At 73.3% G+C, this 17,947-nt stretch carries 13 protein-coding genes and 1 pseudogene; 8 read left to right on the top strand and 6 right to left on the bottom strand.

The annotated features are described in order from the left end of the window. The first annotated feature begins 1 nt into the window (after nt 1). The 6 genes from KM933_RS16500 (at nt 2) to KM933_RS16475 (ending at nt 7,309) form a co-directional block, all read left to right on the top strand. A complete protein-coding gene (locus KM933_RS16500; protein WP_430727323.1) occupies nt 2–1,336 on the top strand; it encodes an O-antigen ligase family protein in 1,335 nt (444 codons plus the stop codon). Further along, complete coding sequence (gene murJ, locus KM933_RS16495) at nt 1,333–3,279, top strand: murein biosynthesis integral membrane protein MurJ (protein ID WP_221352826.1); 1,947 nt, start codon at nt 1,333–1,335, stop codon at nt 3,277–3,279. The genes KM933_RS16500 and murJ overlap by 4 nt, the downstream gene beginning before the upstream one ends. A 133-nt stretch (nt 3,280–3,412) precedes the next feature. Next, nucleotides 3,413–4,180, top strand: a complete 768-nt coding sequence (locus tag KM933_RS16490; protein WP_221352892.1) for a polysaccharide deacetylase family protein — start codon at nt 3,413–3,415, stop codon at nt 4,178–4,180. Continuing rightward, the gene (locus KM933_RS16485; protein ID WP_221352824.1) at nt 4,177–5,355 is read left to right on the top strand and encodes a glycosyltransferase; all 1,179 of its coding nucleotides are present in this window, start codon (nt 4,177–4,179) and stop codon (nt 5,353–5,355) included. Before KM933_RS16490 ends, KM933_RS16485 begins: the two co-directional genes overlap by 4 nt. After that, on the top strand, nt 5,352–6,059 hold the full coding sequence (locus KM933_RS16480) for a YveK family protein (protein WP_221352822.1): 708 nt from the start codon (nt 5,352–5,354) through the stop codon (nt 6,057–6,059). The genes KM933_RS16485 and KM933_RS16480 overlap by 4 nt, the downstream gene beginning before the upstream one ends. 65 nt (nt 6,060–6,124) lie before the next feature. Beyond that, nucleotides 6,125–7,309 (top strand): GNAT family N-acetyltransferase, encoded by a 1,185-nt coding sequence (locus KM933_RS16475; RefSeq protein ID WP_221352820.1) that lies wholly within the window; start codon nt 6,125–6,127, stop codon nt 7,307–7,309. A 22-nt stretch (nt 7,310–7,331) separates the two neighbouring features. On the opposite strand, the gene KM933_RS16470 is transcribed toward KM933_RS16475, so the two are convergent. The 4 genes and pseudogenes from KM933_RS16470 to KM933_RS40595 form a co-directional block, all read right to left on the bottom strand. Next, the gene (locus KM933_RS16470; RefSeq protein WP_221352819.1) at nt 7,332–8,732 is read right to left on the bottom strand and encodes a glycoside hydrolase family 26 protein; all 1,401 of its coding nucleotides are present in this window, start codon (nt 8,730–8,732) and stop codon (nt 7,332–7,334) included. A gap of 297 nt (nt 8,733–9,029) precedes the next feature. Further along, nucleotides 9,030–10,337, bottom strand: coding sequence for a chaplin family protein (locus KM933_RS40275; protein WP_308013422.1), 1,308 nt, complete (start codon nt 10,335–10,337; stop codon nt 9,030–9,032). A gap of 105 nt (nt 10,338–10,442) precedes the next feature. Then, nucleotides 10,443–10,700 (bottom strand): chaplin, encoded by a 258-nt coding sequence (locus KM933_RS16460; RefSeq protein WP_221352817.1) that lies wholly within the window; start codon nt 10,698–10,700, stop codon nt 10,443–10,445. 308 nt (nt 10,701–11,008) lie between these two features. After that, nucleotides 11,009–11,468 (bottom strand): annotated as a pseudogene (locus KM933_RS40595) (rodlin). Between the two features lie 261 nt (nt 11,469–11,729). Here KM933_RS40595 and KM933_RS16445 point away from each other — a divergent pair. After that, nucleotides 11,730–12,122: a rodlin gene (locus tag KM933_RS16445; protein ID WP_221352813.1), complete on the top strand. Its 393-nt coding sequence runs from the start codon at nt 11,730–11,732 to the stop codon at nt 12,120–12,122. An 83-nt stretch (nt 12,123–12,205) separates the two neighbouring features. Here the strand turns inward: KM933_RS16445 and KM933_RS16440 are convergent, their stop codons facing one another. Beyond that, entirely contained in the window at nt 12,206–14,191 is a 1,986-nt protein-coding gene (locus tag KM933_RS16440) for an AMP-dependent synthetase/ligase (RefSeq protein WP_221352811.1), read from the bottom strand. A gap of 181 nt (nt 14,192–14,372) precedes the next feature. Between KM933_RS16440 and KM933_RS16435 the strand changes: the two genes are divergently transcribed. Next, nucleotides 14,373–16,112: an arabinofuranosyltransferase AftB family protein gene (locus tag KM933_RS16435; RefSeq protein WP_221352809.1), complete on the top strand. Its 1,740-nt coding sequence runs from the start codon at nt 14,373–14,375 to the stop codon at nt 16,110–16,112. Nucleotides 16,113–16,158: 46 nt separating this feature from the next. Here the strand turns inward: KM933_RS16435 and KM933_RS16430 are convergent, their stop codons facing one another. Next, entirely contained in the window at nt 16,159–17,817 is a 1,659-nt protein-coding gene (locus KM933_RS16430; RefSeq protein WP_221352807.1) for a vWA domain-containing protein, read from the bottom strand. Nucleotides 17,818–17,947: the final 130 nt, after the last annotated feature.

The following is a 17,947-nucleotide window of genomic DNA, read 5'->3' as shown; positions in this document are numbered from 1 at the left end:
GGTGACGCAGGCCCTGCCCGTCCCGTCCCCGGTGGCCGTCGCGACGGCGGCGTCCCGCCGCTTCCTGCCCCTGCTGCCCCTGTTGCCCGTGCTGCCCGTGCTCGCCCTCGTCGCCACGCTCACACTGCCGGTCTCCGGGGAGGGCGGCGGCACCGTCGCCGACGCCGTGTCCGGGCTGGTCGTGCTGGGCTGCGCGCTGCGCCTGGTACGCGATCGCCGGCGCCCCCTGTCCCGTACCGCCGCCGTGGTGTTCGGACTGCCCGTCGTCGGCCTCGCCCTCGCGACGGCCGGCGCGGCCTCGGCCGGGGCGGGGGCCGCGGGGCTGGTGCGCTATCTGCAGATCTTCGTACTGGTGCCCGCGGCGGTGATGCTGCTGGTCCGCGACCGTCGTGACGCACGCCTCGTCGCCTGGTCCCTCGTCGGGCTCGCGGGGTGGCAGGGGGCCCTCGGTGTCCACCAGTACGTGACCGGGACCGGGGCCTCGTACCGGGGCGAGATGATCCGGGCGGTGGGCACGTTCGGGTCGACGGACATCATGGGCATGGCGGCCGTGGTGTCGTTCGGGCTGGTGTGCGCGCTCGGTATCGCGCTCGGTTCCGGGTCCGCGCGGCAGCGGGCCGTGGCGGCGCTGTGCGCGCTGGCGCTGCTGCTGCCGCTCGCGCTGTCGTTCAGCCGGGGGGCGTGGATCGCCACGGCCGTGACGTGCGGGGTACAGGTCGTACTCGCCGGACTGCGGCGGGCCGTGCGGGTGTTCGCGGCGGTGGGGGCGACCGCGGTGGTCCTGGTGGGCGGGTTCGGCGTGGGCACCGCGATGCTCCAGGAGCGCATCGGCAGCATCACTCAGGTCGCGGATGCACCGGACCAGTCGGTGACCGACCGGTACACGATGTGGACGGCGGCCGTCGACATGTGGCGCGACCGGCCGCTGACCGGCGTGGGGCTCAAGGGCTTCCCCGACCACCGCGACGGGCACGCCTCGCTGGCGCTGTCCTCGGGCAGCGACACGGACGGGGCCGGCGCCGGATTCCGGCGCCAGCCGCTCCTGTCGCCGCACAACATGTACTTGCTGGTGCTGAGCGAGCAAGGGCTCCTCGGACTGCTCGCGCTGGCGGGCAGCTGGCTCGCGCTGCTGGTCGGCGGTCTGCGGCGGCTCCTGAGCGCGCGGCGCTCACCGGAGGGCGCCGACTGCGCGCTGATCGCCTGCGGGCTGCTGCTCTGGCAGCTGGTCGACTTCGTGTACGCCGACATCGGCGGCCCCTCGACCGTGCTGACCGCGCTGGTCCTCGGCCTCGCCGCCTGGTGGGCGCTGGCCGCCGAGGGGGCCGGGGAACGATGACGGTGACGCCGTCCCGGGCGGAGGGCGAGGGGACGACGAAAGCGGTGGCGGGGGGCGAGGAACCCGGCACGGCCACCGGTGCCCCGCCCACCGTCGGCGCGCCCCGTGCGGGCGCGCCCTCCGAGGTCGCCCCGCCCACCCGCGGGTTCCTCGCCAGGGCCACGCTCGTCACCGCGGTCCTCTCCATCGCGGGCGCGCTGCTCGGACTGGGCCGGGACCAGGCGCTCGCCCATCTCTTCGGGGCCGGAACGGAGACGGACGCCTTCCTCGTCGCGTGGACCGTGCCGGAGGTCGCTGCGACGCTGCTGATCGAGGACGGGATGGCCTTCGTGCTGGTCCCGGCGTTCAGCCTGGCGGTGGCCCGGCGGGCGCGGTCGCGGTCGCAGGTGCAGGTGCAGTCGCAGTCGCAGTCGCAGTCGGGCGGAAGGGGAGAGGGAGGCGGAAGGGAAGGGGAAGGCGGGGGCGGAACTGGCAGGGATCCCGTCCGCGCGCTCATCGCCTCGACGCTGCCGCGCCTGGCGCTGGCCCTGGTGGGGGTGTCCGCGCTGCTGGTGATGGGGGCGCCCTACCTGGTGGCGGGGCTCGCGCCGGGGCTGCCCGACCAGGGGCTCGCCGTCGACTGCACCCGGCTGACGGCGACCTGTGTCCTGAGCTTCGGGCTCGCCGGCTACTGCAGCGCCGCGCTGCGCGCGCACCGCCGCTTCCTGGCGCCCGCCGCGATCTACGTCGCCTACAACACCGGCATCATCACGGCGATGTTCGTGCTCGGCGGCCGCTGGGGCGTGCGGTCGGCGGCTGTCGGCGTCGCGCTGGGCGGCTGCCTGATGGTGGCGGCACAGGTGCCCGCGCTCGTACGGCAGCTCTTCGGCCGCGGCCGGTCCACGGCCGACACCGATACCAACACCGGTGCCGGTACCGGTGCCGGCACCGGCACCGAAGCCACCATCGGAAACGAAGCCGCCGGAGACACCGCAGGGACGGAAACAGAGACAAAGACAGAAACAAAGACAAAGGCAGAGGCAGAGGCAGAGACGGATGCAGCGGCCAAGCAGTCCGTGGCGCACTCCGTCGACCTCGCCCTCATCACCCCCGTCCTGCTCTTCGCCCTCTGCCGTCAGTCCCAGGTCCTCATCGAGCGCTACCTCGCCTCCAACCTCCCCTCCGGAGCCATCTCGCACCTGAACTACGCCCAGAAGGTGGCCCAGATCCCGATGACCCTCTCGCTGATGCTGTGCACCGTCACCTTCCCGGTGCTGGCGCAGGCGCTCGCCGAGGGGGACACCGAGCGGGCCCGCGACCGGGTCGAGCGCGACGTCTCGGTCGCCTCCTGCATAGTGCTGCTGGGCGCGGCGGCGGTCTTCGCCTGCGCCCCGCAGATCATCCGGCTCCTCTTCGAGCGCGGCGCGTTCACCGCCGGGGACACGGCGGCGACGGCGGCCGTCATGCGGGTCTACACGGTCGGGCTGCTCGGCCACACACTGGTGGGCGCGCTCGTACGGACGTACTTCTCGGCCGGCCGCCCCACCTGGTACCCGCTGGCGGCGATGACCGCGGGCATCGTCGCCACCTCGTGGATCGGCGCGGGAACCATCGAGGACTGGGGCGTCTGCGGGATCGCCGCCGCCAACGCGACCGGCATCACCCTCACGGCGGTGCTCCTGCTGTCCGGCATGAACGAGAGGCGCAGCGTGCCGATCCGTACCCGCCGGGTCATTCGCGAACTCAGCAAACCGGTCCGCGCCGCCGTGTGCGCGGCCGTGGCGGGGGCCCTGTGCGCGAGCCGTTTCGATTCGCCCGAACTCGCCCTGCTCGCCGGCGGCCTCACGGTCGTCGCCGTCTACGTCCTGCTGCTCGGGTCGCTCGGCGTCCAGGCCGTCGCACCCGCCTTCCGTACCGCTCTCCGCTCCGTCACCCGAAGGCTGCCGCATGCCCGTCAACGCTGACACGCCCGACGACACGACCACTGACACGACCGATGACCGGACCGATGACCAGAACGGCCTGCCCTGTACCCCCACGCGCCCGCGTGCGTGCCCGCGTCCGCGCACGCGTCCGTCCGCGCCCCTGTGGGTGGCCATGTACCACTCGGTGGGCGACTGTTCGGACGACCCGTACCGCATCACGGTCTCCCCCGGCCGCCTCGACCGGCAGCTGGGCTGGCTGCACCGCAGGGGCCTGCGCGGGGTGAGCGTGACCGACCTGCTCGCGGCCCGTGCCCGGGGCGAGGGCCAGGACCTGGTGGGGCTCACCTTCGACGACGGGTACGCGGACTTCGCCGACCACGCCCTGCCCGTACTGCGGCGATGGGGCTTCGGCGCCACCGTGTTCGTCCTGCCGGGCAGACTGGGCGGCACGAACGAGTGGGACCCGCTCGGTCCCCGCAGACCGCTCCTCACCGCCGACGCCGTCCGCCGGCTCGCGGACACCGAGGGCCTGGAGATCGCCTCGCACGGCCTCACCCACGTCGACCTCGCCCTGGCCGACGACGCGCTGCTGGGGGCCGAGGTCGGCGGCAGCCGGGTCCTGCTGTCCGAGCTGACGGGCCGCGAGGTCCAGGGCCTGTGCTACCCGTACGGGACGGTCGACCGGCGGGTCGCCGACGCCGTGCGGGCCGCCGGGTACGGCTACGCCTGCGCGATCGACCCCGGCCCGCTCACCGGTGTCTTCGCCCTTCCCCGGGTCCACATCGGGGAGAACGACACCTCCGTACGGATGCTGTTGAAGTACCGCCTCAACCGCCTGCGCAGACGCCCGGTGCCCCTGCCCGGCGCCGCCCCCCTCCCCGCCCCCGCCCCCGTCCCCGCCCCCGTCCCCGACGCCGACACGGTGCGGGAGGTCCGGTGAAGGCGCTGCACGTCATCACCGGCCTCGGCGTCGGCGGGGCCGAGCAGCAACTGCGGCTGCTGGTGCGCAACCTCCCGGTCGACTGCGACGTGGTGACCCTCACCAACCCGGGTGCCGTGGCCGAGGGCCTCGCCGCGGACGGCGTACGCGTCACCCACCTCGGAATACGGGGCAACCGCGACCTGGCCGCGCTGCCCCGGCTCGTCCGCCTGATCCGCGACGGCCGGTACGACCTCGTCCACACGCATCTGTACCGGGCCTGCGTGTACGGCAGGCTCGCCGCGCGCCTCGCCGGTGTGCGGGCCGTCGTGGCCACCGAGCACTCGCTCGGCGACTCGCAGATGGAGGGCCGGCCGCTCACCCCCGGTGTGCGGGCGCTCTATCTGGCGAGCGAGCGCCTGGGCCGTTCGACGGTCGCCGTCTCCCCCACGGTCGCCGAACGGCTGCGCCGCTGGGGCGTACCGGAACCGCGCATCGAGGTGGTGCCGAACGGTCTCGACGTGGCCCGCTTCCGCTTCGACCCGGCCCGGCGGGAGAGCACCCGGCGGCGGCTGGGACTGCCGCGGGGGGCGTACGTCGTCGGCGCTGTCGGACGGCTGACGGCCGGCAAGCGCTTCGAGGTGCTCGTCCGGGCACTGGCCGAACTCCCGGACGACTGCCGGCTGCTGCTGGTCGGTGGGGGTCCGCAGGAGAACGCGCTGCGGCAGGCGGCCCGGCACGGCGGGGTCGCCGACCGGGTGCTGTTCGCGGGCGAACGCCCGAACGGACCCGACCGGACCGCCCGGACCGCCCGGACCGACCGGCCGGGCTCTTCGAACGGCCTCGACCTGCCGTCCCTCGACCTGCCGTCCCTGATGAGCGCCATGGACGTGCTCGCCTCGCCCTGCGCGGAGGAGGCCTTCGGGCTCGCCGTCGTGGAGGCCCTGGCGGCGGGCCTGCCCGTGCTCTACGTCTCCTGCCCGGCCGTCACCGACCTGCCCCCGGACGCGGCGCCGCTCGCCCGGCGCGTGCGGGGCGGCACGGACTCGTTCGTACGGGCCCTGCGGCAGGTGCGCGTGCAGGGACCCGGGCCGCGTGCGGTGCCGGACGCCGCCCACCACTACAGCATCACCCGCAGTGCCGACCGGCTCATGGACCTCTACACGGCCGCAACTCTGGGAGTGAGTTCCGCATGACCGACAGCCCCAACCGTTCGACCTGGCGGCCGGCAGGCGCCAGGGAGGCACTCGCCCGCGCCAGGACGGCTCCCGCCCACGCCAGGGCCGCACTCGTCCGCGCCGGGGCGCTGCCGCCCTGGTGCCTGCTGGCCGCGGGAGCCGTCCTCGGCGGTGCGCTCGGCAGCTCGTACGGCGCGCTGAAGACACCGCAGTACTCCGCCACGAGTTACGTCGTCGCCGTCCCCACGAAGCAGTCGGACCCGGCGGCCGCGCTCGGTTTCGCGCAGGCATACGGGCGGATCGCCACCCAGCTCGCGGTGCTCGGGGACGCCCAGGTGTGGGCGGGCGTACCGGTGTCGACCCTGCGCGAGAGCGTGCGGGCCGCGACCTCGCCGGACGCGCCGATGGTCTCGGTGACCGCCACCTCCGAACAGCCCGACCTCGCCGCGGACATCGCCAACGCCGTGTCGCGCTCGCTGACCCGGCACGCGAACGACGCCGAGGACAGCACCCACGTGGAGCTGCTGCAGTTCTCCCGTGCGATCGAGCCCACCGAGGCGTCCTCGGCGTCGGCGGCGGTGACCGGTCTCGTCGGCGCGAGCGCCGGCGGGCTGCTCGGCGGCCTCGCGCTGCTGGTCCGGCCACGCCGGGCGCCCGAGGCGCCGCCCGCGGCCTCGGTGCCGGGTCCCGCCACCGCCGCCGTCTTCCGCGGACAGCTGTGAGAGCCGCCGCCCCGCGCACGGATGCGCGCACGCGATCGCGCACGGCGTCACGCATGGGATCACGTATGGGGTCACGCACGGGGGCACGTACGGCCCCCGTCTCGGCTCCCGCCCCGGGACCGGTCACCGGACTGCGTACCGAACTCTGTGCGGACGAGCGGGAGTTCGGACGGCTGGCCGAGGAGTGGGGGGTGCTGTACCGGCGGTGCGGCGCGGCCACCCCGTTCCAGAGCCACGCCTGGCTGCACTCGTGGTGGCTCTCGTACGGCACGCCGGGCCGGCTGCGCCTGGTGCTGGTCCGCGACGGCGGCGACCTGGTGGCCGCGGCCCCGCTGATGCTCGTACGGCAGCCCTGGCCGGCCCTCGTGCCGCTCGGCGGACCGATCTCCGACTTCGGGGACGTGCTGATCGAGGACGGCGAGCGCGCCGACCGCGCGGCCGCCGCCCTGACCGACGGCCTGGCCGCTGCCGCGCGCACCGCGCTCATCGACTTCCGCGAGGTGCGGCCCGGCGGCGCGGTGGAGCGGGTGTACGCGAGCTGGCGCGGGCCCCGGCGGCGGTTGCCCGACTCGCTGTGCCTGGAGCTGCCCGCCGTCCCGATGGACGACCTGATCGGACGGCTCGCGACGGCCAAGGCCCAGCAACGGGTCCGCGCCAAGCTGCGCAAACTGGGCACGCTGGGCGTCGAGCGGCGGGCCGTCCGCCCCGACGAGGTGGACGCGGCGCTGCGCCGGCTCCTGGAGCTGCACCGGCTCCAGTGGCGGGGCCGCAAGGTGACCGCCGAGCATCTGCAGGACCGCTTCGCCGACCATCTGATCCGTTCGGTGGGACCGATGGTGCGCGCCGGGGACGCGGTGGTGACCGAGTTCAGGCTGGACGGCGCCGTGGTGGCGGTCGATCTGACGCTGCTGTCGGAGCGGCTGGCGGGGGGTTACCTGTACGGCGCGCATCCGCGGCTCAGGGAGCGCAAGGCGGACGTGGCGACGATACTGCTGCACGCCTGCGCCCAGCACATCGGAACGGGCGGCGGAACGGGCGGGCGGCGCGTGCTGAGCCTGCTGCGCGGCAACGAGCCCTACAAGCACCACTGGCGCCCTCAGCCCGTCGTCAACCAGCGCCTCCTGCTGGCCAGGCGGCGGACGGCGCCGCTGATGTCGGCGGCCGTCTGCGACGTGGCCGCGCGCAACCGCGGCAAGAAGCTGCTCGACCGGTTCGCCGACTGGAGGGAACGCGGTGGCGGCAGGCCGTGACCGGCCCACCGCCGCCTCCGGGTCAGCGGCTGCGCGCCCACCGGTCGAGGCGCAGGCAGAACTTTTCGCCGATCCAGTACTCCGCCCACTCGCCCAGCTCCACCGGCGAGCAGTACGGCGGCCGCACGGGCGCGGGGTCCGCCGGTCCGGGCGACGCCGGACCGGTGGGCGCGGGTGTGGGCGCCGGACCGGTGGGTGTGGGCGCGGGATCGACCGGCGTCGGGACCGGGGCCGGACCGGTGCGGCCGTAGAGCGCCGACCGGTAGATCCCGGAGGCGTCGGGGTTGTCGTCGCACTGCCACACACCGTGCGGGCAGTAGTCCGTGAGCGTGTTGTACAACGGTTCGTGCTCGTCCAGCCAGGCGAGCATGCCCTTCATGTACGCCGCGTTGTCCCCGTTGCGGAAGAGCCCCCATTCGGGGTACGAGATCGGCTTTCCGTGCTCTTTCGCGAAGTCGACGTGCGCCTGGAGACCGTAGGGTTCCGAGACCGCTTCGTCGAACGACTGTCCGCGCGGCTGGTCGTACGAATCCATGCCGATGATGTCGACCGTCTCGTCGCCCGGGTAGCACTGGGTCCAGGGAATGGCGTCCCGGCCGCGGTTCGGCGTGAAGTCGAACCGGAACTTCTGTCCCGGCACCGCCCGCATGGCGGTGACGATCCTGTTCCAGTACGCCTTCCAAGCCTCCGGGTCCGGTCCGCAGCGGTGGGTGTAGGTGACGCCGTTCATCTCCCAGCCGAGCACGATGACGGTGTCGGGCACCCGCAGTTCGACGAGTCGCTCGGCCAGCCTGCGGAAGTGGTGGTCGAACTCCCCGGCCGCGCCCCGCCGCAGCAGGCTGCGGACCTCGGGGTCGGAGACGTGGTCCTCGTTGCGCTCCAGCATGGGGACGTTCAGGACGAAGAGCCGGTCGTCCCGCTGCCGGCGCCAGTCCGCCCAGGCGTCGAGGAAGCCGGGCAGCCCTTCGATGTTGCTCCAGAGGTCGCCCGGCAGGTAGGTGTGCGCCACGCGCAGCTCGGCCCCGCCCAGCCAGCGGCTCAGCTCCGCGATCCGGGCCACTCCGCGGGGCCCGTAGTCGAGGTAGGCACCGTAGGCCGGGCCCTCGCGACCGCCCTCACGGCCCTCGGTGACCTCGGAGTCGCCGGAGTTCTCGGGGCTCTCAGGGTTCTCGGGGCCCTCGGGGTTCTCGGGGTTCTCCGGTGGCGTGGGCTGCGGGGTCGTCCCGGGCTGGGGCGCGGTCGGGGCCGTCGGAGCCACGGCCCCGGTGGGCGCGGTCGGCGGCGGGAGCGGCGGTTCGGCCGCCCTTGCGCCGGCGGCGTACCCCGTCCCGGACGCGAGGGCGGCCGAGACGAGGAGCCCGGCGGTGAGTGAGGCGGCACCGCATGCCCGCCGTCGGGTCCGGGTCCGTTCCAGTGGGGCCATGTCCGCTCCTCGCGCTTCATCTCCGCCGTCACTGACACCCAGTCATATGAATGCGGACTGCGCCAACCGAGGCTGAGCGCCGAGGAGAAGTGCGATCACTCGCACGGGTGAGGCATCAGACGGCCGGGCCGGGGCCGGTGTGCGCGCGACCGCACCCGGTGCCCGCCCGTCGGCCTCGCGCCGGGGTTGCGCCGAGTGGCGGCCCGGGCGGCCCGCCCCACCGTGCTGATCCCAATGGATGACGCAAGCGCCGTCGCCGTGGTGCCGGGCGCGACCCGTCCGGCACCCGGCGCGTCGTCACCGGGGGGACACGACCCGGTTGCGTCGGTAGAGGATCGCTCCGCCGATCAGCAGACCCATGCCGGCGGCCGAGGCCGCGAGCATTCCCTCACTGCCGGTGTGCGCCAACTCGGGCGGGAGGCCGGGCCGCGGGTCGGCCGGGGGCGTGGCCGCCGGAGGCGCCGCGGGCGGAGCCGTCGCCGGCGGTTCCGCGGGAGGAGTCGTCCCCGGCTGGTGGGACGGGGGCGTGTGCGGCGGGTGGTGGGGCGGGGTGTGGGGCGGGGTGTGCGGGGTGTGCGGGGGCTGCGCGGGCGGCGCGTCGTCGCCGTAGCCGCCGGGACCACCGGGGTCGCCTTCCTGGACGATGCATTCGTTGCCGAACACCGGGTTCAGCAGACCGATCACGTCGACCGAGTCGCCGCACACGTTGACCGGTACGTCGACCGGCGCCTCGGCGCCGTTGCCGCTGACGGCACCGGGCGAACCGTGCGTCTGGCTGTGAGCGTCGGCCCCGGCCTGCCCGTGCCCGCCGGAGGGGCCGTGACCGTGTTCGTGGCCATGACCGCCGGAGGGGCCGTGACCGTGCTCGTGGCCATGACCGCCGGAGGGCTTGTGTCCGTGCGAAGGCCCGTGCGAACCGGATTGGCCGGATTGGTCTGCGCGACCGCCCTCGTCCCCGTGCCCGCGCCCGCTGCGCTCGCCGTGACCACCCTGGTCCCTGTGACCGGCCTGGTCCCTGTGACCACCCTGGTCCCTGTGACCGCCCTGACCCTGGTGGCCGCCCTGGTCCTTGTGGCCACCCTGACCCCTGTGACCGCTCTGATCCTTGCGGCCACCCTGGTCCTTGTGACCGCCCTGACCCTGGTGGCCGCCTTGGTCCTTGTGGCCACCCTGACCCCTGTGACCGCCCTGGTCCTTGCGGCCACCCTGGTCGTCATGACGGCCGCCATCGTCGCGGTGACCGCCCTGGTGGCCCGACTCGTGGTGACCGCCCTGGTGGCCCGACTCGTGACGGGGTGGACCGTGGTGGCCCGGGTCATGGCCGGACGAGTGGTCGGGGCCGGCGTGCGACACTCGTCGCTCCGAGACGTTCGCACAGGAGTTGCCGAACGCCGGGTTCAGTGCGCCGACCACGTCGACCGAGTTGCCGCACGCGTTCACCGGTACGTGGACCGGCACCGCCACGTTGTTGCCGGACGCCACACCGGGCGAGCCCGCCGTGGTCCCGGACGACTCCGAGTCGGCGAACGCGGGGGTGCTGTACATGGACAGAATGCCCGTCGCGGCCGCGGCCACGACCATTCCCCTGCTCAGGGTCTGTCGCAATGTCGTTTTCTTCCTGCTCGTAACAGTGGAAAAGCCGGCCTTGGCGCCCAGTAGGTCGTCCAAGGCCGGCCTGATTCAGCCGAACGGCTGGTGCCTTCCGACGTGTCAGTTGTTGACGCAGACGTTGCCGAACGCCGGGTTCAGCAGGCCGACCACGTTGACCGTGTTGCCGCACACGTTGACGGGAACGTGAACAGGAACCTGGACGACGTTGCCCGAGAGGACACCGGGGGAGCCCACTGCGGCACCCTGGGCATCGGCGTCGGCGAAGGCGGGCGCCGCCATTCCGAGGGCCATGATGGCTCCGGCGATGGCAGCTGCGCTCTTCTTGTGATTCACGTGCTTTCCCTTCTTTGCGGTCATGCCCCTGTGACGGCCGAAACCGAGCGAGCGCATTCTGGACGGCTCGCAGCACGACCTCGGGCTGTTAACGAGGAACGGAGGTCCGAAGAAACTACGTAATGTGAACTGTTTGGCAATTCACTCGAACGCACCGAACCGCCGCCGTGCCCCGGAGGGGCAGCAGCGCGATTTCGCGCATCCACAGACGCGTTGTCCACGTGCGGCGGCACCGCGTACGACGCCGGGGCACCACCGAAACACACGCGAGGGAAACCCGGGCTGTCCGCGTACGACGACAGCGGACGGCCCAGGCGGTGCCGGATGCGGCTTTACTCGCCGTTCGCCGACAGGACGGCCAGGTCCTCCAGGACGTGCGACAGGGCGCCGTCGCGCTTCGCCTGGGTGGAGTTGTCCACGCACTGCTGCGACAGCTCGTCCGACAGGACGTTGATGTCCTGGATCGGGACGACGTTGATGACCTGGACGTTGATGTCCTCCAGGCCCACGCACGGCTTGTTGAGGGTTCCCTCGACCAGCGAGAGCTGAGGGCTCATGTCACCCTTGGNCCAGGCCCACGCACGGCTTGTTGAGGGTTCCCTCGACCAGCGAGAGCTGAGGGCTCATGTCACCCTTGGTCGCCGAGTTGCCGAACGCCGACGAGGCACCGTTGCCGTTGGCCACGGCCGGCCCGGAGTCGTCACCGATGGCCAGAGCCTGGGGGGCGGCCGCCACTGACATACCGATGACAGAAGCGGCAGCCGCCGCGGCGAACATTGCCTTCTTGAGCACTTCGCGTTCCTTTCCTAGTAGCGACGTAGCGACGCATGTCCTACGGCCTCATCAACCGGTGGCTACGGGATTGGTTGCGGGCGTTCACCCGGTTGGCCCGCATTGAATCCATGGACGGGTGGGAAAGGCGAATGCCCGGCAGTAACCGGTAACCGCCCCCGGAGTGAGCCGTCGGAGTGAAGGAGGGAAACCATGCCGCGCCGGTGCAGTTGAACCAGGGCGCTCCGGTGGACGGGGTTTCTTCAGAAAAAGGACTGGTCAATGATCAAGAAGGTTCTTGCCACCGCGGCGATCGCCGCTTCCGTCGTGGGTGCCTCCGCTGCCGTGGCTCCGCAGGCGATGGCAATCGGCGACGACGCCGGCCCGGCCGTCTCGAACGGCAACGCGGCCGCGCAGTACTACGGCAACTCCGCCACATACGGCAACATGAGCCCGCAGATGGCACTCATCCAGGGCTCCTTCAACAAGCCCTGCATCGGCTTGAACGACATCAACGTTCCGGTGATCAACGTGGTCCCGCTCCAGGACATCAACGTCCTGTCGGACCAGATGACCCAGCAGTGCGTCGAGAACTCCACCCAGACGAAGCGCGACGGCGCGCTGGCGCACCTCCTGGAAGACGTGTCGATCCTCTCCTCCAACAGCGAGCGCTGAGGCGGGACCACAAAGGGGGCGGGACCACCGATGCGTTCGGTGGTCCCGCCCCCTTCGTGTGCCTGTGCCCGGATTCCCGCAGGTCAGCGCCCTGACGCGTACAACGCGTCGATCCGTTCCGCGTACGCCTCCAGTGCCGCCCGGCGCTTGATCTTCAGGGACGGGGTGAGCAGGCCGTTGTCCTCGGTGAACTCCTCCTCCACCAGGGCGAAGGCGCGGATCGACTCGGCCCTGGAGACGGCCTGGTTGGCGTGGTCGACGGCCTTCTGGACGTCGGCGCGCAGCCGCGGGTCGTCGACGAGCCCGGACAGCGGGGTGTCGGCCGGCATCCCGTGGACGTGCAGCCAGTGGGCGAGGTCCTCCCGGTCCAGGGCGATCAGGGCGGCGACGTAGGGGCGGTTGTCGCCGACGACGACGCACTGGCCGACCGGGGGACGGCTGCGCAGGCGGTCCTCCAGGACGGCCGGGGAGACGTTCTTGCCGCCGGAGGTGACGAGGATGTCCTTCTTCCGGCCGGTGATGGTGAGGTAGCCGTCCTCGTCCAGCGAGCCCAGGTCACCGGTCGCGAACCACTCGTCGGTCAGGACCGCGTCGGTGGCGGCCGGGTCGTTCCAGTAGGCGCCGAAGACGATGCCGCCCTTGACGAGCACCTCGCCGTCGTCGGCGATGCGGACGGCCGTGCCCGGAACGGGGAGGCCGACCGTGCCGGGGCGCGGCCGCAGGGGCGGCACGATCGTCGCGGCCGCGGTGGTCTCGGTGAGGCCGTAGCCCTCGTAGACGATGATTCCGGCGGCGTAGAAGAACAGGCTGAGGTCGCGGTCGAGCGGGGAGCCGCCGCTGATGGCGTAGCGCGTGCGACCGCCGATCTCCTTGCGGATACGGCGGTAGACCAGCAGGTCGTACAGGGCCCAGGCGGCGTAGAGGCCGGGTCCGGGGCCCTTGCCGCGGCCGAGGAACCGGTCGAGGTGCCGTTCGCCGAAGCGCACGCCGACGCGGTGCGCCCGGTCGAAGGATGCGCCGCGGCCGATCCGCTCGGCGGTGGCGCGGCCGGTGCCGTGGATCTTCTCGAAGAGGTAGGGCACGCCGACCAGGAAGGAGGGCCGGAACCTCCTGAGCGCCGGACGCAGTTCGTCGGGCTTGATGCTCGGGAAGTGGCCCAGTTCGATACGGGCCATCAGGCAGGAGATCTGCAGGGTGCGGCCCAGGATGTGGGCGAGCGGGAGGAAGAGGAGGGTCGAGGCCCGCCGTCCGGTGACCGCCTTGAAGACGGGGTGGAGGAGTTCGACGGTGTTCGCGGCCTCCGCGTACAGGTTGGCGTGGGTCAGGACGCAGCCCTTGGGCCTGCCGGTGGTGCCGGAGGTGTAGCAGATCGTCGCGACGGAGTCGGGCGTCAGGGCGGCGCGGCGCTTGGTGACCTCCTCGTCGGGTACGTCGCGCCCTTCGGCGATCAGTTCGGCGACGGCTCCGCCGCTTCCGGACGCATCGGCTCCGGGTGCGTCGGCCCTGGCTGCGCCGGTTCCGGCTGTGCCGTCGAGCTGCCAGATGTGCGGGGGGTCCTGGTGGTCGGCCGTGCCGGTAGCGACGGCCGTCGCGTGCTCCGGGGTCTCGACCACGACGAAACGGGCGGCCGAGTCGCGGACGATCCACTCGACCTGGCCGGGCGAGGACGTGGGGTAGATGGGGACGGACAGGCCGCCCGCGGCCCAGATCGCGAAGTCGAGCAGCGTCCACTCGTAGCGGGTACGGGACATGACCGCGACCCGGCCGCCCGGTTCGAGGCCCGCCGCGATCAGCCCCTTGGCGACGGCCGTGACCTCACGGGCGAAGGCGGCGGCGGTCACGGGCCGCCAGCCGCCGTCCCCGCCGCGCCGGAGGACCACCGCGTCCGGGGCCTCGGCCGCGTTGGTGAAGGGCAGGTCGGCGATGCTGCCGGCGGCGGCCCCCGGCGCGAGGGCCGGCATACGCGCCTCGCGGACCACGCCTGCGGTGTCCCTCACCACCTCGACCCGGGCGCGGTCCGCCAGGTCGGTGCGCTTCCTCGCCTGTTTCAGGTCCTTGCGTACGCCCATGGAGGCTCCCGTGACGGCTTGTGGCGGCGCTTACTTACTTCTGAGTAAACTTACTGGAGCGTAGGAAATTTTCAACAGACCGGGAGGCCCGAGGGGGCCGGGCGTCAAGCTCGGCCGGACGCGGGCCGATGAACGGGGCATGACGTCGTCGACGCACCCGCCCACACCTCCCGTGGATTCTGTGGAATTCGTAGGAGCCGCAGATCCCTCGTACCGCAGGGCCCGTCCGCCCGGTCCCGGTGCCGGCCCCGGTGCCGGTGCCGCGTGGGCGGGCCGGGTGCGGGTGGCGGTGTGGGCCCTCCCGGCGCTCCTGGTGGCGTACGCGGGGTTCCGGCGGCGGTGGATGTCCGACGACGCCTACATCTACGTACGGACCGTGCGGCAGGTGCTGGCCGGGAACGGACCCGTGTTCAACGCGGGTGAGCGGGTCGAGTCGTCGACCGGCACGCTCTGGCAGTGGCTGCTCGTCGGGACCGGGGGCGCGGGGGCCGATCCGGCGTCGGCGGCGGTGTTCGGAGGGCTCCTGCTGACCGTCGCCGGGTTCGCGCTGGCAGGGATCGGCGCGCTGCGGACGTACGGGGGCCGGGCGGCCGTGCCGTTGGGGTCGCTGGTGCTGCTCGGACTGCCTCCCGTGTGGGACTTCGCCACCTCGGGGCTGGAGACGGGGCTCGTCACGTGCTGGATCGCGGGAGCGTGGCTGGCGCTGACGGCACGCCCCTCCTCGCTCGCGACCTCGGCGCTCATCGGGCTCGGTCCTCTGGTGCGGCCGGACCTGGGACTGGTGACCGTGGTGTTCCTGGGTGCCCAGTGGCTGCTGGTCCGGCCGTCGTGGCGGGGCGCGCTCGCGGGGGCCGGGGCGGCGGGGGCGCTGCCGGCCGCGTACGAGGTGTTCCGGGCCGGGTACTACGGGCATCTGGTGCCGCTGCCCGCCGTGACGAAGGAGGCCTCGCGGAGCCTGTGGGGGCGGGGGCTGGGATATCTGGGGGACTTCGCGCACCCCTATCTGCTGTGGGTGCCGGTGCTGATCGTGCTGGTGCTGATCGTGGTGGCACCGTTCTTGCCGGAGGCGGTGGCGGTGCCGGGTCCGCGCGGGTCCGGGGCGGCGCGGCTCGTGCCCGCGCTCGCTCCCGTCGTCGCCGGGGTGCTGTGCTGGGTGTACGTGGTGAAGGTCGGGGGCGACTTCATGCACGGGCGCATGCTGCTGCCCGGGCTGCTGCTGATGCTGCTGCCCGTCTTCGTCGTCCCGGCGACCCGGGCGGGAACGCTCGCCGCGGTCGGCGTCGGCCTGTGGGCGGTGGTCTGCGCCGGCTGGCTGCGGATTCCGTACGGCGCGGAGATCGGGCCCGCGGGGATCGCGGACGAGCGCGGGGTGTACGTCCGCCACAACGCCGATCCGCACCCGGTGCGGCACACGTTCGCGGGGGCGCCGCACCACCTGGAGTACGTGCGGAGGGTGGCGGCCGCCCGTCGATCGGGGGCGCCGGTGCTGCTGTCCGGCAAGGAGGGGCGGGCGGCCGCCGACCCGGACTCGGCCGGGCCGACGGCGAGTTATGTGGTGCTGGGGCTCAACGGGGCCGTCGTCCCGCTGGACGGGGCCGCGCTCGATCCGATCGGACTCGCGTATCCGCTGGCCGCGCACTCCGAGCGGGTCGGGTCGGGACGGGTGGGGCACGACAAGCGGCTGCCCGCGGCCTGGCTGGTCGCCGACCGGGGGGTGGGTGCGCCGGACTGGGTCGACCGGGACGAGGTGGAGGCCGCCCGGCGGGCTCTGCGGTGCGGGGGGCTGGCGGAGCTGGACGGGGCGGTGCGGGGACGGTTGACGGTGGGGCGGTTCCTGCGCAACGTCGCCGGGGCGTGGGACCGGACGGCGTTCCGGTTTCCCAATGATCCGGTGCGGGCGGAGAGGGAGCTGTGTGGGTGAGCGCGCAGTTCCCCGCGCCCCCGAAGGGCGCGGGTTCTGTGGGCTGCTAGTTGTTCAGGGTTGCCGCTCGGGTGATCGTGTCGGACAGGTCGTGGATCGCCTTCGTTTCCGTGGCGGACGCCAGGCGGGACGCCCGGCGGGCCAGTTCCGGCAGGGGCGGTGCCCCGGGCAGACCCGACCACCGGGCGTCGCCGGACCGCAGCGCGTCGGCGAAGTACGCGGCGACCGCGGTCACCTGCAGTCCGCTGCGCGCAGACTCCGCGTCCCACAGGGGCCGGTCGAGGGCGTCCGCACCGACCCGGCCCGTCGCCTCGGACGGGGCCCGGGTCCCGGGGTCCAGCCACCGCACCGTCGCCGTCGCGACGTGCCCCGTCGCGCCGGGCCTCACCCGCACCGCGTACAGCGCCGTCACGGTGTGGCCGGGCCCCGTCTCGCCCCCGTCCACCCGGTCGTCGCGGAAGTCCTCGTCGGCGACCCGCCGGTTGTCGTAGCCGATCAGCCGGAACTGCTCGACGGTCTCCGGGTCGAAGGCGACCTGCGCCTTCGCGTCCCGGGCCGTGAGGTCGACGTTCCGCGGCAGGTCCTCGCAGAAGACCTCGCGGGCCTCCTCGGCGCTCGACACGTACGCGGTGTGGCCGTCGCCCCGGTCGGCGAGGCGTTCCATCAGCGCGTCGCCGTAGTCGCTGCCCACGCCGACGCCGAAGAGCGTGATGCCGTGCGCGCGGCGGGCGTCCGCGATCCGGTCGAGGAGGGCGTCGGCATCGGTCTCGCCCGTGTTGGCGAGGGCGTCGGAGAGCAGCACCACCCGGTTGGTGGCGCCCGCGCGCAGCCCGTCGACGGCCGTGCGGTAACCGGTGGTGACGCCCGCGCCGAGGTTGGTCGAGTCGGTGGGTTCGAGGGTGTCGATCGCCTCGTGGACCCGGTCGCGGTGGTCGCCCAGGCGGGTCATCGGCAACACGGTCCTCGCCTCGTCGCTGAAGGTGACGAGCGCGACGGCGTCGTTGTCGCGCAGCCGGTCCGTCATCACCCCCAGGGACTCCTTGGCCAGGTCGAGGCGGCCCGGCTCGGCCATGGAGCCCGAGACGTCGACGACGAAGGTGAGGGCGGCGGGCGGACGTTCGCCGGGGTCCGCGGCTCCCCTCGTGGCGAGGCCGACCCTGACGAGCCGCCAGTCCCGGGCGTCCGCGCGGGCGCCGTCCAGCGTGACCGTGAAGCCGTTGCCGTCGGGGCGCTCGTAGTCCTGGCGGAAGCTGTTGACGAACTCCTCCGGGCGGACCGTCGACGGGTCGGGGCGCCGGCCGTCCCGCAGGGTGCGGCGCGCGTAGGTGTACGAGGCGGTGTCGACGTCCAGCGCGAAGGTGGAGAGGTGGTCGGCCGGGGGCGCGGTCTCGCGGAGTTCGCCCCTCCGGTCGTCCTGGCCGTCCTGACCCTCCTGGCCGGTGTCGCCGTCCGTACGGCCGTCGGTGCCCGAAGGGCCGGTCGGATGCGGCTGGGCGGGGGCCGGGAAGCCGTTGTCCTCCCGTGCCTTGGTACTGCCGCGGTCCGGCCCGCTCCCGCCGTCGTTGCAGCCGGTGAGCAGGAGCCCGAAGGTGACGGTCGCGGCGACGAACGCGCCCCGCGCACGCCGCCGCCGTTCCTGACTTCCCTGCCGTCCCTGCCTTCTCTGCCGTCCCTGTCGTGTCCGGTGCTGTTCGGTGCGCCTCATGTGTGCCCCCTCGGTGACCGCTGTGAGCCGACGTCTGTGACTGTGACGGCGCAGACGGCCGGAAGGAGCGGCCCGAGGTGTTGCGGATGGATCTCGATGCGGCCACGGCGGGCGGCGGCCGAGACCGGTG

Origin of the sequence: Streptomyces beigongshangae (assembly GCF_019710745.1) — a bacterium.
GTDB classification, from domain to species: domain Bacteria; phylum Actinomycetota; class Actinomycetes; order Streptomycetales; family Streptomycetaceae; genus Streptomyces; species Streptomyces beigongshangae.
Note: the sequence above shows the minus strand (reverse complement) of the source record. Positions and strands in the feature narration are given on the sequence as shown.